The sequence below is a fragment of the Nocardia sp. NPDC003183 genome (assembly GCF_053590715.1).
In genome coordinates, this window is record NZ_JBSFTG010000010.1 from 164,955 (window position 1) to 181,955 (window position 17,001).

1 protein-coding gene (cut by a window edge) is annotated in these 17,001 nt (G+C 69.6%); it reads left to right on the plus strand.

The annotated features are described in order from the left end of the window. Nucleotides 1–17,001, plus strand: partial view of a non-ribosomal peptide synthase/polyketide synthase gene (locus tag ACWDXS_RS25650; RefSeq protein ID WP_449969359.1) — the beginning only. 27,000 nt of this gene lie beyond the right edge of the window; 17,001 of the gene's 44,001 nt are visible here — the first part of the coding sequence; its start codon is at nucleotides 1–3; its stop codon lies beyond the right edge, outside the window.

Here is a 17,001-nt window from a genome sequence, read left to right on the forward strand (position 1 = left end):
TTGGACCGGCTGGATTTCGGCGGAAACGGCGAAACTGGTGACGGACGTGGAGGCTCCTCGGAGTACTTCCCGCTTTCGCCCGCACAGCTGGGTATCTGGTACGCGCAGCACGTCGACCCACAGGTGCCGATCAACATCGCCCAGTACGTCGACCTGCGTGGACGCCTCGATGTCGCCGTGCTCGAGCGCGCGAGCGCCGACGCGGCCACCGACCTCGAATCGGGCTGGCTGCGCATCGTCGAGATCGACGGTGAGCCGATGCAGACCATCGACCCCACTCAGGACGCGACGCTGATCTATGTCGATCTGCGTGGCGAGGCCGACCCCGAAGCGGCCGCCGCCGCGTGGATGCGGGCCGAGTACAGCCGCCCGCTCGACATCGTCAACGACCGTCTCGTCCAGGCCGCCGCGCTGCAGCTCAGCGATGACCGCTGGTACTGGTATGCCCGCGTCCACCACATCGTGCTCGACGGTTTCGGCGCCAACAACTTCGTCAACCGCACGGCACAGCTCTATACCGCCGAGGTCACCGGCACCCCGGCCCCGCCGAACAAAGCCACCGATCTGCGTGCGCTCTACGAGTCCGAGCTCGTCTACCGCGACAGCACCCGCTTCCAGTCCGACAAAGAGCATTGGGCTCAGCGGGTAGCGGGCCTGGAGGAAGGCAGCAGCCTCACCGGCCGCTCGGCCCCGCCCTCGCCGGTCAACGACGTCACCAGCGCGGCGCTGAGCACCGCCCAGGACGAGCTGCTCACCGCGGCGATCGCCCGGCACGACAGCACCGCCGCACCGCTGCTGATCGCCGGTTTCGCGGCGTACCTGGCCCAGATCACCGGCACCTCCGACGTCATCCTCAGCCTCCCGGTCACCGCCCGGACCACCGCGGTGATGCGCCGCTCGGGCGGTGTGACCTCGAACATCGTCCCGTTGCGCCTGCGCGTGGGCCACGACACCACGGTCGCGCAGTTGCTGCGCTCGGTGACCACCGAGGTCTCCGGCGCCCTGCGCCACCAGCGCTACCGCCACGAGGACATCCGCCGTGATTCGGCGGGCGAGGGCATGGTCTCCACGGAGTTCTTCGGCCCGTGGGTCAACATCATGCTGTTCGACAACCACCTGAGCTTCGGTGACATGGAGGGCACGCTCAACGTGCTGTCCACGGGCAGCATCGAAGACCTGGGCGTCAACTTCTATCAGTCGCACGGTGGCACCCGCTCCCACATCGACTTCGAGACCAACCCGAACCTGTACTCGGCCGCCGACGCGCAGACCCATCACGGCCGGTTCCTGGAGTTCTTCGACCGGTTCCTGGCCGCCGACGCCGAACTGCCGGTGTGGAACCTGCCGGTCACCGGCACGGCCGAGCTGGAACGCTCGCTCACCGAGTGGAACGACGCGGCACACGAGGTCCCCGCGACCACCCTGCCCGCGCTGCTCGACGCGCAGATCCCGCTGACCCCGGACAACATCGCCCTGGACTTCGAAGGCGAAACCCTCACCTACGCCGAATTCGGCGCGAAGGTGAACCGGCTGGCCCGCTTCCTGATCGCCGACGGCGTCGGCCCGGAATCGCTCGTGGCGCTCGGCATGCGCCGCTCGCTCGACCTCGTCATCGGCATGCACGCCGTGCTGCGGGCCGGTGGCGCGTACGTGCCGATCGACCCGGATCATCCGGCCGACCGCACCGCCTACATCCTCGAGTCCGCGGCACCGGTCTGCGTCCTGACCACCACCGGCGACGACCTCGACCTGCCCGGCACCGTCGCCCGCGTCGAGATCGATCGACTCGACACGACCGGTTTCGACGCCACAGCTCTCACCGACGCCGACCGCCTGTCCCCGCTGCGCCCGGACAACACCGCCTACGTCATCTACACCTCGGGTTCGACCGGTCGCCCCAAGGGCGTCGCGGTCACCCACCACGCGATCGTCAACCAAGAGCTGTGGATGCTCGACGAATACCGGTTGACCGCCGACGACGTCTACTTACAGAAGACCGCCACCACCTTCGACGTGTCGCTGTGGGGCTACTTCCTGCCGCTGATGGTCGGCGCGAAACTGGTCATCGCCAGCCCCGACGGCCACCGCGACCCGCTGTACGTCGCGGACATGATCGAACGCCACGGCGTGACCGTGACCGACTTCGTCCCGTCGATGCTCACCGTCTTCGTCTCGCATGCCACGCAGGTTCAATGCGCCTCGCTGCGTGCGGTTTTCGTCATCGGTGAGGCGCTGCCCCCGGAGACCGCCGCGGGTCTGCGCGCGATCTCCGACGCCGGCCTGCACAACCTGTACGGACCCACGGAGGCCGCGGTCTCGGTCACCTACTGGGAGGCCACCGAAGCCGACACCACGCAGGTGCCGATCGGTATCCCCGAGTGGAATGTCGAAGTCTACGTACTGGATTCACGGCTGCGCCCGGCCGCGATCGGCGCCCCGGGTGAGCTGTATCTGGCCGGTCGACAGCTGGCCCGCTGCTACCGCGGCCGCCCCGACCTGACCTCGGACCGCTTCGTCGCCAACCCCGTCGGCGCCCCCGGCGAGCGCATGTACCGCACCGGCGACCTCGTGCGCTGGAATGCCGAGGGCGTGCTGGAGTACATCGGCCGCACCGACTTCCAGGTGAAGTTCCGCGGTCAGCGCATCGAGCTCGGCGAGATCGAGACCGACCTGCTCGCGCACCCGACCGTGAGCCAGGCCGCGGTGCTCGTGGTCGACACCGCGACCGGCCAGCAGCTCGTGGCCTACATCGTGCCCGCGCCGGGCCAGTCCGCCGACCCGGCGACGCTGACTCGTTTCGTGTCCGAGAAGCTGCCCGCCTACATGGTGCCCGCGTCGATCATGGTGCTCGACGCGTTCCCGCTCAACACCTCGGGCAAGCTGGATCGCAAGGCGCTGCCCGAACCCGTCTTCACCGCTGCCGCAGGCGATTTCCGCGCACCGCGCACCCCGGCCGAGCAGATCGTGGCCGGCATCTTCGGCGATGTGCTGAGCCAGGAACGCGTCGGCGCCGACGACAACTTCTTCGAACTGGGCGGCAACTCCCTGGTCGCCACGCAGGTCGTCGCCCGCATCGGCGCCGCCTTCGGTATCCAGCTGGGTGTGCGCGCGCTGTTCGAGACCCCGACCGTGGCCGGACTCGCCGCGCGGGCCGAATCCGTCACCCCCGCCGATGTTTCCGCCGCGCGTCCGCCGCTGGTCGCGCAGCCGCGTCCCGAGCAGGTGCCGTTGTCGCTGGCCCAGCAGCGGATGTGGTTCATCAACCAGTTCGACCCCACCGCACCCACCTACAACCTGCCGTTCGTGGTGCAGATGAAGGGCAGCGTCGACGTCGACGCCCTGATCGCCGCGCTCAATGATGTTGTGGTGCGCCAGGAATCGCTGCGCACGATCTTCCCCGACGCCGACGGCGGTTTCCAGCACGTACTCGGCGCCGACCAGTTCGATCTCGGCATCGCGGTGACCCCGATCGACCAGTCGCGGCTGCGCGACGAGCTGATCGACTTCGCCTCCACCGGCTTCGATGTCACCCTGGAACTGCCGATCCGCGTGCAGATCTTCAAGGTGGCCGGTGGAACCGCCGAGTCCAACGGTCACGGTGCGGGCACCCCGGAATACGCGGTCGCCTTCGTCGTGCACCACATCGCGGCCGACGGTTTCTCTTTCGGCCCGCTGGCCCGCGATGTCGCCACCGCCTACCTGGCTCGCGCCGCGGGCCAGGCTCCGGCCTGGCTGCCGCTGCCGGTTCAGTACCGCGACTACACCCTGTGGCAGCACGAACTGCTCGGCGCCGAATCCGACCCGGCTTCGATGGCCGCGCGTCAGCTCGACTACTGGAAGAGCGCCCTCGAGGGCCTGCCCGACCAGCTCGACCTGCCCAGCGACCGCCCGCGCCCGCAGCAGCAGAGCTTCCGTGGCGCGCGCGTCGGTTTCGAGATCGACGCCGACACCCACGAACAGCTCGCCGCCGTGGCCCGTGCCAACGGCGTCACCCTGTTCATGGTGGTGCACGCCTCCCTCGCGGTGCTGCTCGCGCGCCTGTCGGGCACCACCGACATCGCAGTCGGTACCCCCATCGCCGGTCGCGGTGAGCAGGCCCTCGATGACCTGATCGGCATGTTCGTCAACACCCTGGTGTTGCGTTCCGACGTCGATCCCACCCAGCCGTTCACCGAATTCCTCACCCGCACCCGCGAAACCGACCTCAGTGCGTTCGCCAACGCGGATGTGCCGTTCGAGCGGCTCGTCGACGTGCTCAACCCGTCGCGCTCGCAGGCCCGCCATCCGCTGTTCCAGGTGGTGCTGTCGTTCCAGGAGATGTCGCACGGCACCCTGGAGCTGCCCGGTCTCACGGTCACGGCCGACGAGGTCGAGGTCGACATGGCCAAGTTCGACCTGCAGTGGACCCTCACCGAGGAACACACCGGTACCGGCTCGCTGTCGGGCATGACCGGCGTGCTCACCTACGCCATCGACCTGTTCGATCAGTCGACCGTCGAAGAACTGCTGCTGCGCTGGCGTCGCGTGCTCGACGCGATCCTGGCCGACCCGGCCGTCACCGTCGGCGCGATCGACGTGCTCGACGACGCCGAACGCGCCGACCTGGTCACCCGCTTCGGCGCCCCTGCCGCGGTGGCGCGCACCCTGCCGCAGCTGATCGCCCAGGCCGCCCGCGACACCGAGGCGACCGCCGTGGTGTTCGAGGGGACCGCTGTCTCCTACGGCGAACTCGATCGTCGCTCGAACCAGTTGGCGCGCTTGCTGATCCAGCAGGGTCTGGGCGCCGAGGACTTCGTCGCCGTCGCCGTGCCGCGTTCGCTGGAATCGGTGCTCGCCGTGTGGGCGGTCACCAAGACCGGTGCCGCGTTCGTGCCCGTCGACCCGAACTACCCGGCCGACCGCATCGCCCACATGATCACCGATGCCGGTGTGTCCGTCGGTATCACGGTCACCGGTGAAGCCGATGAACTCCCTGATTCGGTGGGCTGGGTGGTGGTCGACGACATCGACCTCACCGGTATCTCCGATGCCGCCCTCGCGCCGCGGGAACTGGTGCGTCAGACCGATCCCGCGCAGCCCGCGTACCTGATCTACACCTCCGGTTCCACCGGTGTGCCCAAGGGCGTCGTGGTCACCCACGCCTCCGTCGCCAACTTCTGCGCCGAGCAGATCGACCTCTACTCGCTCGACTCCACCACGCGCGCACTGCATTTCGCCTCGCCGTCGTTCGACGCCTCGGTGCTGGAAATGCTGCTCGCCATCGGTCGCGGCGGCACGCTCGTCGTCGTCCCGCCGGGTGTGTACGGCGGTGAGGAACTGCGCGACATCCTCATCACCGAACAGGTCACCCACGCGTTCGTGACCCCGGCCGCGCTGGCTACCTTCGACGCCCGCGGCCTCGATCACCTGCGGGTGCTCGCCGCGGGTGGTGAAGCGGTCCCGCCGGAACTGGTCGCCAAGTGGGCCGTGCGCCTGCCCGACGGTTCGCGCCGCATGCTGGGCAATGTCTACGGACCCACCGAGACCACCATCGCGTCCAACCTCAGCGAAGGGCTGATCCCGGGGGAGCGGGTCGTCATCGGCGGCCCCATCCGCGGCGTCCACACCCTGATCCTCGACGACCGCCTCCGCCCCGTGCCGGTCGGTGTCGCGGGTGAGCTCTACATCGGCGGCGTCGGCATGGCGCGTGGGTACCACGCGCGCGCCTCGCTCACCGCCGACCGTTTCGTCGCCAACCCCTACGCCCCCGGTGCGCGGATGTACCGCACCGGTGACGTGGTGCGCTGGACCGCCGACCGCAACGTGGAGTACGTCGGCCGCTCCGACTTCCAGGTGAAGGTCCGCGGTTTCCGTATCGAACTGGGCGAGATCGACTCCGCGCTCGCCTCGCACGAGACAGTCGACTTCGCGGTCAGCATCGGTCACAAGAACAAGGGCGGCAGCACCTCGCTGGTGTCCTATGTCGTGGCGGTGCCGGGCAGTTCGATCGATATCGCCGAACTGACCGACCATGTCGCACAGCGTCTGCCCGCGTACATGGTGCCCTCGTCGATCATGGTGCTCGCCGCGGTCCCGCTGACCGTCAACGGCAAGCTCGATCGTCGCGCGTTGCCCGCGCCGGTGTTCGAGGTGCGCGAGTTCCGCGCGCCCACCACCCCGATCGAGCAGATCGTCGCGCAGATCTTCGCCGACGTGCTCGAACTGGGCCGGGTCGGTGTCGAGGACGACTTCTTCGAACTGGGCGGCAACTCGCTGATCGCCACCCAGGTCGCGTCCCGCATCGGCATCGCCCTGGACACCCGGGTCCCGGTCCGCATGCTGTTCGAGGCCCCCACGGTGGCGGCGCTGGCCGCCCGCGTGGAGTCGCAGGCCGGCGACGGCGCGCGCAAGGCGCTGGTCGCCCGCGAACGCCCCGACCGGGTGCCGCTGTCGCTGGCGCAGCAGCGCATGTGGTTCCTCAACCGCTTCGACACCGCGTCGGCGGTCAACAACATCCCGGTCGCGATCCGGCTGTCCGGTGACCTGGACGTGGCCGCCCTGCAGGTCGCGGTCATCGACGTGATCGACCGCCACGAGTCGCTGCGCACCGTGTTCCCCGACTCCGGCACCGGCCCCGTGCAGGTGATCCTGGACGCCGCGCAGATCGTTCCCGACCTCACCCCGTACCGGGTGACCGAGGACAACCTCATCGATCACCTGATCGATCTGGCGTCGATGGCGTTCGACGTGACCAGCGAAGTGCCGCTGCACGCACGGCTTTTCGAGGTGTCGGAGTCCGAGTACGTGCTCGGCATGGTGGTGCACCACATCTCCGCCGACGGCTGGTCGATGGCGCCGCTCTCGCGCGATGTGATCATGGCGTACGCGGCCCGCACCTCGTGGGAGGCGCCGACCTGGGCCGAACTGCCGGTCCAGTACGCCGACTACTCGCTCTGGCAGCGTGAGGTCCTCGGCTCCGAGGACGATCCGCAGTCGTTGATCTCCTCCGAGATCGCTTACTGGGCAAAGGAACTCGCGGACCTACCCGACGAGCTGGTCCTCCCGGCCGATCACCCGCGCCCGCCTGCCGCGTCCTACCGTGGCGGCACGTACAGCTTCGTCATCGCGAGCGAAACCCAGCGTGCCCTGGTCGAATTGGGTCGCCGCTACAACGCCTCGCTGTTCATGGTCATGCACAGCGCCCTCGCGGTGCTGCTGGCCCGTGCCAGCGGCTCCAGCGATATCGCGATCGGTACCCCGGTGGCGGGCCGTGGCGATCAGGCGCTCGACGACCTGGTCGGCATGTTCGTCAACACCCTGGTGCTGCGCTCGCAGGTCGACGGCGCCACCCCGTTCGCCACGTTGCTCGCCCAGGCCCGCGAGACCGATCTGCAGGCCTTCGCCCACGCCGACGTGCCGTTCGAGCGCCTGGTCGAGGTGCTCAACCCGGCCCGTTCGCAGTCGCGCCACCCGCTGTTCCAGGTGATGCTGTCGTTCCAGAACAACAAGCAGGCCTCGCTGCAGCTGCCCGGTCTCGCGGTGAGCGGGATCGATTACGACCCGCAGCTGGCCAAGTTCGACCTGCAGCTCACGCTCACCGAGGTCCAGGACACCGACGGTGGCGTCGGCGGTATGGCGGCCGAATTCTCGTACGCGCTCGATCTTTTCGACGAATCGACGGTCGCCGCGTTCGCCCGCAGGCTCGACAACATCTTCGCCGCGGTGGTCGCCGATCCCGAGGTGTTCGTCGGCGACATCGATCTGCTCGCGCCCGAGGAGCACGCGCAGGTCCTCGTCGACTGGAACGACACCGCGCACGCCGTCCCGCACGCGACGCTGATGTCGCTGTTCGACGCGCAGGTGGAGCGGACCCCGGACGCCGTCGCCCTGGTCTTCGAGCAGCAAGAGCTGTCCTACCGCGAGCTGCAGGAGCGGGCCAACCGCATCGCGCGCCGCTTGATCGCCGACGGCGTGGGCCCCGGTGACAATGTGGCACTGGCGATCCGGCGTTCCACGGAGTTGGTCGTCGCCATGTACGCGGTGCTGCAGACCGGCGCCGCCTACGTGCCGCTCGACCCGGATCAGCCCGCCGACCGCATCGGCCACATCATCGAGACCGCGCAGCCGCGACTGGTGCTCACCAGCCGCCGCGACGCGTTCGAGTCCGACGGCGTCACCGTGCACGCGGTCGAGAACATCTTCTCGCCCGCCGACTTCAGCGGTGCGCCGATCACCGATGCCGAACGCGTGCAACCGATTCGGGCCACCAATACCGCCTACGTGATCTTCACGTCCGGCTCGACCGGCCGCCCCAAGGGCGTCGCGGTGGATCACGCGGCGATCGTCAACCGCCTGCTGTGGATGCAGCACGAGTACCCGATCGACGCCGCCGACGCCGTTCTGCAGAAGACCCCGGCCACCTTCGACGTGTCGGTGTGGGAGTTCTTCTGGCCCTTGCAGACCGGTGCCCGCCTGGTCGTCGCCAAGCCCGACGGCCACCGCGATCCGGTGTACCTGGCCCAGATCATCGCCGAACGCGGCATCACCACCGCGCACTTCGTGCCCTCGATGCTGTCGGTGTTCGTCTCGACCCTCGGCAGCAACGGCAACGGTGACGCGGTGCGCCTGCGACAGGTGTTCGCCTCCGGCGAGGCGCTGCCCGCGCCCACCGCGCAGCGCCTGCGCGAGCTCACCGGCGCCCGTCTGCACAACCTGTACGGTCCCACCGAGGCCGCGGTCGACGTCACCTATCACGAGGTCGTCGACGCCGATGTGGAGTCGGTGCCGATCGGGCGCCCGGTGTGGAACACCCGGGTGTTCGTGCTGGATTCGCGCCTGCACCCCGTGGCCCCCGGCGTTGCGGGAGAGCTCTATCTGGCGGGCGATCAGCTGGCCGTCGGCTATCTCAACCGGGCCGACCTGACCGCCGACCGCTTCGTCGCCAATCCGTACGGCGCGGCGGGCTCGCGCATGTACCGCACCGGTGACCTCGTCACCTGGACCGCGGTGTCGGGCGAGAACGGTCTCACCTACGGCGAACTGAACTACCTGGGCCGCACCGACTTCCAGGTGAAGCTGCGCGGTCTGCGCATCGAACTCGGTGAGATCGAGGCGACCCTGCTGGCGCAGCCGGGTGTCGCGCAGTCGGTCGTCGTCGTGCGCTCCGACGCGCACGCCGGTGACCAGCTCGTCGGTTACCTGGTGCCAGAGGTGGACTCGGCCCTCGACGTGGCCGCGGTGAAGGCGGGCATCACCACCGAACTGCCCGCCTACATGGTGCCGTCGGCCCTGGTCGTGCTGGATGCCTTCCCGCTCAACGCGTCCGGCAAGCTCGACCGTAAAGCGTTGCCGGCGCCCGTGTTCGAGGCGAAGGTGTTCCGTGCGCCGTCGACCCCGATCGAGGAGATCGTCGCCGAGATCTTCGCCGACCTGCTCGGCGCCGAACGCGTGGGCGTGGACGACGACTTCTTCGCCCTCGGCGGCAACTCGCTCGTGGCCACCCAGGTCGCGGCGCGCCTGAGTACGGCGCTCGACACCGAGGTCGGCGTGCGCACCCTGTTCGAGGCGCCCACCGTCGGCGCGTTGGCCGCCCGCGTGGAATCGCACGCGGGCACCGGTCTGCGCGCCGAGCTCACGGCCCGTCAGCGTCCCGAGTATCCGCCGCTGTCGCTCGCGCAGCAGCGCATGTGGTTCCTGAACCGCTTCGACGTCGCCGACACCGGCACCTACAACATCCCGGTCGCGGTCCGCCTGCAGGGCCTGCTCGACCTGCCCGCGCTGCGCGGCGCGGTCGCCGACGTGGTCGCCCGCCACGAAACCCTGCGCACGGTCTACCCGGTGTACGTCGCCCCCGAGTCGGGGCGCGCCGCCATGGCCGACGGCACCGCCTACCAGAAGGTGCTCGCCGCCGCGGGCTCGATTCCGGACGTCGAGCTGATCGAGGCCGACGAGACCGACATGGCGATCTCGCTCTACGAGTTCGCCCGTCGCGGTTTCGACGTCACCGCGAACGCGCCGGTGCGCCTTCGGGTCTACGAGCTCAGCGAGCGCGAACACGTGCTGGTGATGGTGGTCCACCACATCGCCGCCGACGGTTTCTCGCTGCGTCCGCTGGTGCGCGACCTGATGACCGCCTACGTGGCCCGCACCGCGAACACCGAACCCGGCTGGCCGCCCCTGAACATCCAGTACGTCGACTACGCGCTGTGGCAGCGCGAGATCCTCGGCGACGAAACCGATCCCACCTCGCTGATCTCCGAGCAGCTCGAGCACTGGCGCGGCGCGCTCGCCGATCTGCCCGACGAACTGCGTCTGGGCCACAAGTCGCGGCCCGCGCAGGCCAGCTACCAGGCGGGCACGCACCGCTTCGAAGTGCCGGGCGAGCTCGTCGAGGCATTGAACCGGGTCGCCCACGAGCACAGCACCACCCTGTTCATGGTGGTGCACAGCGCTTTCGCCGTCCTGCTGTCGCGGCTGTCGGGCACCCCCGACATCGCCATCGGCACCCCGGTCGCGGGCCGTGGTCAGCAGGCACTCGACGATCTGGTCGGCATGTTCGTCAACACCCTGGTGTTGCGCGCGCAGGTCGATCCGGGCGCCACCTTCGCCGAGTTGCTCGGTCAGGTCCGCGAGCACGATCTGGCGGCCTTCGCGCACGCCGACGTGCCGTTCGAGCGCCTGGTCGAGGTGCTCAACCCGGCGCGCTCGCAGTCGCGCCACCCGCTGTTCCAGGTGATGCTCTCGTTCCAGAACCTGGGTCGCACCACCCTGGAACTGCCCGGCCTCACGGTCTCCGAGCTGGGCATCGACCAGCACATGGCGAAGTTCGATCTGCAGCTCGCGCTCAGCGAGGTCCCCGCGGACGACGACAGCCACATGGATGCCGAACTCGTCTACGCGACAGACCTTTTCGACGCGGGCTTCGCCGCGACCTTCGGCGCCCGCCTGCTGCGCGTGCTCACCGCCGTCGTGGTCGACCCCTCGGCTCCCGTCGGTGACATCGAGCTTCTCGACTCCGCCGAGCGCACCCTGGTGCTCGATCGCTGGAACGACACCGAATTCGCCGTCGACGCCGCGCTGAGCACGCCGAGTGACGACGAACCGGCCACGCTGCACGCGCTGTTCGAGGCGCAGGTCGCCCGGACCCCCGACGCGGTCGCGCTCACGTTCGAGGGGACGAGTCTGTCCTATGCCGAGTTCGCGGGCCGCGTGCGTCAGCTGGCGCGCTGGCTCAAGGACGCCGGCGTCGGCCCGGAATCGTATGTGGCACTCGGTATGCGGCGCTCGATCGATCTGCTGGTCGGCATGTACGCCGTGTCCGCCGCCGGTGGCGCGTACGTACCGCTGGACCCCGATCACCCGGCCGAGCGCATCGAGCACATCCTCGAGACCGCGCAACCGGTCTGCGTGCTCACCTCCGGTGAGAGCCTGCCCGCGGCCGCCGGTCGCGAGGTCCGCATCGACCAGCTCGACCTGTCCGGCCACTCCACCGAGCCGGTCACCGACGCCGACCGGCACCGCCCGCTGCGCTCGGGCAACACCGCCTACGTCATCTTCACCTCCGGCTCGACCGGTCGCCCCAAGGGCGTCGCGGTCAGCCACGCGGCGATCGTCAACCGCCTGGTGTGGATGCACGCCGCCTACGGCCTCGCCGCCGCCGACGTGGTGCTGCAGAAGACCCCCGCCACCTTCGACGTGTCGGTGTGGGAGTTCTTCTGGCCCTTGCAGGTCGGCGCGCGCCTGGTGGTCGCCAAGCCGGACGGGCATCGCGACCCGGCCTACCTGGCCCGGCTGATCGTGGCCGAACAGGTCACCACGGTGCACTTCGTGCCGTCGATGATGGCCGTGTTCGTCACCGAACCGCTGGCCGCCGAGTGTGTTTCGCTGCGCAATGTGTTCGCCTCCGGCGAGGGGCTCCCCGCGCCGACCGCGCAGCGTCTGCGCGAATTGACCGGCGCCGCGCTGCACAACCTCTACGGCCCCACCGAGGCCGCGGTCGACGTGACCTATCACGAGGTCACCGATGCCGACATCGAAACGGTGCCGATCGGCGCCCCGGTGTTCAACACCCGTCTGTACGTGCTGGATTCGCGGCTGCGGCCGGTTCCGGTGGGTGTCGCGGGTGAGCTCTACCTCGCGGGCGTGCAGCTGGCCCACGGGTATGTGGGTCGTGCCGACCTGACGATGGATCGTTTCGTCGCCGACCCGTTCGCGCCCGGCGAGCGCATGTACCGCACCGGTGACCTCGTCACCTGGACGCCGGCCGGCGAGCTGGAGTACCTGGGCCGCACCGACTTCCAGGTGAAGCTGCGTGGTCTGCGCATCGAACTCGGCGAGATCGAGGCGGCGCTCACGGCGCTGCCGGAGATCGCCCAGTCGGTGGTCGTGGTCCGTGCCGACGAGCACACCGGCGATCAGCTGGTCGCCTACGTCGTCCCGCAGACCGGCGCCACCGTGGACACCGACGCGGTGAAGGACGCACTCGGCGCGGAGCTGCCCGTCTACATGGTGCCCGCCGCGTACGTGGTGCTGAACGCGTTCCCGCTCAATGCTTCCGGCAAGCTCGATCGCAAGGCGCTGCCGTCGCCGGTGTTCGCCGCGCGCACCTTCCAGGCGCCGGTCACCCCGGTGCAGCAGATCGTCGCCGCCACCTTCGCCGAGGTGCTCGGCGCCGGTCAGGTCGGCCTCGACGACGACTTCTTCGAACTCGGCGGCAACTCGTTGGTCGCCACCAGGGTCGCGGCTCGGCTGTCGGAGGCGCTCGATACCCAGGTGCCGCTGCGCGCGCTGTTCGAGGCGTCGACGGTGGCCGCGCTGGCTGCTCGGGTCGAAACACACACCGGTCGTGGTGGCCGCATCCCGTTGGCTCCCCGCCCGCGGCCCGAGCTGGTGCCGCTGTCGCAGGCGCAGCAGCGGATGTGGTTCCTCAACCGCTTCGACAACCGCACCGCCGTCAACAACATCCCCGTCGCGATCCGCCTCACCGGTGACCTCGATGTCGCCGCGCTCGAGGCGGCCATCGCCGACGTGGTCGCCCGGCACGAGTCCCTGCGCACCTTCTACCCCGCAGCCGATGTGGCCTCGGGTGCGGTCGAGGAAGGCGCGGGCTACCAGCAGATCCGGCCCGCCGACGAGGTCCGTTTCGCGCTGGCCGCCCAGCCGGTCGCCGCGAGCGACGTGGTGGCCAGGGTGATCGAACTGGCGAGCGTGCACTTCGACGTGACCCGCGAAGTCCCGTTCCGCGCGAGCCTGCTGCGCGTCGACGACCGGAACCACGTGGCCGTGCTGGTCATGCACCACATCAGCGGTGACGGTTTCTCGCTGCGTCCGCTGCTGCGCGATGTCGTGATCGCCTACACCGAGCGCACCCGCGGTGAGAACCCCGCCTGGACGCCGCTGGAAGTCCAGTACGCCGACTACACCCTGTGGCAGCGTGAGATCCTGGGTGCGGAGTCCGATCCCGAATCGGTCGCCGCGAGCCAGCTCGCCTACTGGACCGAGCAGCTGCGCGATCTGCCCGATCAGCTCGAGCTGCCCGCCGATCGGCCGCGCCCCGAGGTCGCCACCAACGCCGGTGACCTGCACCGCTTCTCGGTCGACGCGCACCTGCACCACGCGCTGACCGAGATCGCCCGCGCCCGCGGCGTCACCCTGTTCATGGTGATGCACGCGGCACTGGCCACCTGGGCCGCGCGCCTGTCCAACAGCACCGACATCGCCATCGGCACCCCCATCGCCGGTCGCGGCGAGCGCACGCTCGACGACCTGGTCGGCATGTTCGTCAACACCCTGGTGCTGCGCAGCGAGGTCGACTCGAGCGCGAGCTTCGGCGACCTCCTGGATCAGATCCGCAAGGTCGACCTGTCCGCCTTCGCCAACGCCGATGTGCCGTTCGAGCGCCTCGTCGATGTGCTCAGCCCCACCCGTTCACAGGCGCATCACCCGCTGTTCCAGGTGGCGCTCACCTTCGAGGCGGCCACCGCCGCCGACGCGGGCACCATCGCGCTGCCCGGCCTCGATCTCGAGGTCGTCGACTTCGATCCGGGCACGGCGAAGTTCGACGTGCAGCTCACCGTGGGCGAAGCCGCCGACGGCTCGCTCGCGCTGTCGTGGAACTACGCCACCGATCTGTTCGACGCCGAAACCGTCGCCGCCTTCGGCGACCGCCTGGTCCGCATCCTGCGCAGCGTCGCCGAGAACCCCGACGTGATCGTCGGCGACATCGACCTGCTCGGCGAGGCCGAACAGCGTGATGTCGCGCAGCGCTGGGTGTCCTCCGGTCCCGACGCCATCGGTCTGCCGGTCATCCACGACGCCAGCACCCCCGCCGGCTACCGGCGTGGCCTGTTCGGCAACAAGCACACGACCCTGGTCGATCTGTTCGACGCCGCGGCCGCCGCCTACCCCGACCGGATCGCCGCCAAGTTCGGCGTCGAGTCGCTGACCTACGCCGAGCTCGATCGCCGTGCGAATGTGCTGGCGCGCAGGTTGATCGACGACGGCGCAGGCCCGGAATCGCTGGTCGCGGTGATCCTGCCGCGTTCGCTCGATCTCGTGGTCGCGCTGCTCGCCGTCGTGAAGACCGGTGCGGGCTACGTGCCGGTCGATCCGACCTACCCGGCCGAGCGCATCGCCTACGTGCTCGAGGACTCGCGCCCCACCAGCGTCGTCCTCGATTCCACCGTCCAGGTGCGGGTGCCCGAGCACCTGCCCTCGGTGGTGCTCGACGGATTCGCCGTGGAAACCGGCAATATCGAAGACGCCGACGACGCCCCGATCACCGACGCCGACCGGCTCGCCCCGCTCTCGCCGGACAATGTCGCCTACGTCATCTACACCTCCGGCTCGACCGGCCGCCCCAAGGGCGTCGCGGTCGCGCACCGCAATGTGGTGCGCCTGTTCGCCAACACCGATCGCGACTTCGGCTTCGGCCCGCGCGATGTGTGGACGCTGTTCCACTCCTACGCCTTCGACTTCTCGGTGTGGGAGCTGTGGGGCCCGCTGCTGTTCGGCGGCTCGCTGATCGTCGTCGACTACTACACCTCGCGTTCGCCCGAACAGTTCCTGGAACTGCTGCGCGTGGAGCAGGTGACGGTCCTCAACCAGACGCCGTCGGCGTTCTACCAGCTGGCCGAGGCCGACCGCAACGCCGGACCGGGCCTGGAGCCGCTGGCCCTGCGCTATGTGGTGTTCGGTGGCGAGGCCCTCGAGCTGCGCCGCCTGTCGGATTGGGTCGCGCGCCACGGTGACAGCTCGCCGACGCTGGTCAACATGTACGGCATCACCGAGACCACGGTGCACGTGTCGTTCCGGGCGCTGGACGCGAAAACCATTGCCGCCGCCGCCGGTTCGGTGGTCGGCCGGGCGATCGCGGGTCTGGGTGTGTACGTCCTCGACAACCGGTTGCGGCCGGTGCCGGTGGGTGTCGCGGGCGAAATGTATGTCGCCGGACCGCAGTTGGCGCGCGGCTACCTCGGTCGCCCCGACCTGACCGCCACCCGCTTCGTCGCCAATCCCCTCGCGGGCCCGAACCAGGGTGGCTCGCGCCTGTACCGCTCGGGCGACCTCGCGCGCTGGAACCGCTTCGGCGAACTCGAATATCTCGGCCGCGCCGACGACCAGGTGAAGGTTCGCGGCTTCCGCATCGAGCTCGGTGAGATCGAAGCCGCCGTGCTCGCGCAGCCGGGCATCGCCCAGGCCGCGGTCATCGTGCGTGAGGATCAGCCGGGTGACCAGCGGATCGTCGCCTACGTGGTCGCCGAGGGCGACCTCGAACCCGACCTCGAGACCATCCGCAGCGGTGCGGCCGAACAGCTGCCCGCCTACATGGTTCCGGCGGCGCTCGTGCGCCTCGAGTGGATCCCGCTGACGGTCAACGGCAAGCTGGACCGTCGCGCGCTGCCCGCTCCCGCGGTGCAGGCGCGGGCCTTCCGCGCGCCGGTCACACCGGTGCAGGAAGCCGTGGCCGCGGTCTTCGCCGATGTGCTCGGCTTGGATCGCGTCGGTGTCGACGACGACTTCTTCGACCTCGGCGGCAACTCGCTCATCGCCACCCGCGTGGTCGCCCGCATCGGTGCGGCGCTCGGCGCGACGGTCCCGGTGCGCGCGCTGTTCGAAGCGTCCACCGTGGAAGCCCTCGCGGCACGGGTGGAATCGCACACCGGCGGCACCGCCCGCGCGGCGCTGGTCGCCCGTGAGCGGGCCGAAGGGGAACTGGTTCCGCTGTCGTTCGCGCAGCAGCGCATGTGGTTCCTCAACAAGTACGACACCACCTCGGCCGCCTACAACCTGCCCGTCGCGATCCGCCTCACCGGCGAACTCGACACCGAGGCACTGTCTTTGGCGCTGGCCGACCTGGTCCGCAGGCACGAGTCGCTGCGCACCCGCTACCCCGAACACGGCGGCACCCCGGTACAGCAGATCGTCGCCGCGGAGCGCATTTCGCTGGACCTGCGCCCGATCGCGATCGCTCAGGACGAGCTGTTCGAGACCGTCACCGAGTTCGTCTCCACCGGTTTCGATGTGGCCGAACAGGTTCCGATGCGCGCCCGCCTCTTCCGGGTCGCCGCCGCAGGCCACACGGGTCGCACCGCTGACACGGAGCAGGCCGCGGGTGCCGAGCACGTCGATGGTGGGGTCACCGAACACGTCTTGGTCGTGGTCGTGCACCACATCGCCGCCGACGGTTTCTCGATCGCGCCGCTGACCCGCGATGTGATGCGCGCGTACACCGCCCGGGCCCAGGGCGCTGCCCCCGGTTGGGCGCCGTTGCCCGTCCAGTACGCCGATTTCGCGATCTGGCAGCGCGCCGTACTCGGCACCGAGGACGACGCCGACTCGCTCATGTCGCGCCAGGTCGGTTACTGGCAGTCCCAGCTCGCCGGTGTCCCCGACGAACTGACCCTGCCGTTCGACCGCCCGCGTCCGGCCATCGCCTCGCTGCGCGGCGCCACCGTGCACCGCGAGCTCTCGCCCGAACTCGTCGCCGCGCTCGACGAGATCGCCCGCCGCCAGGGCGCGTCG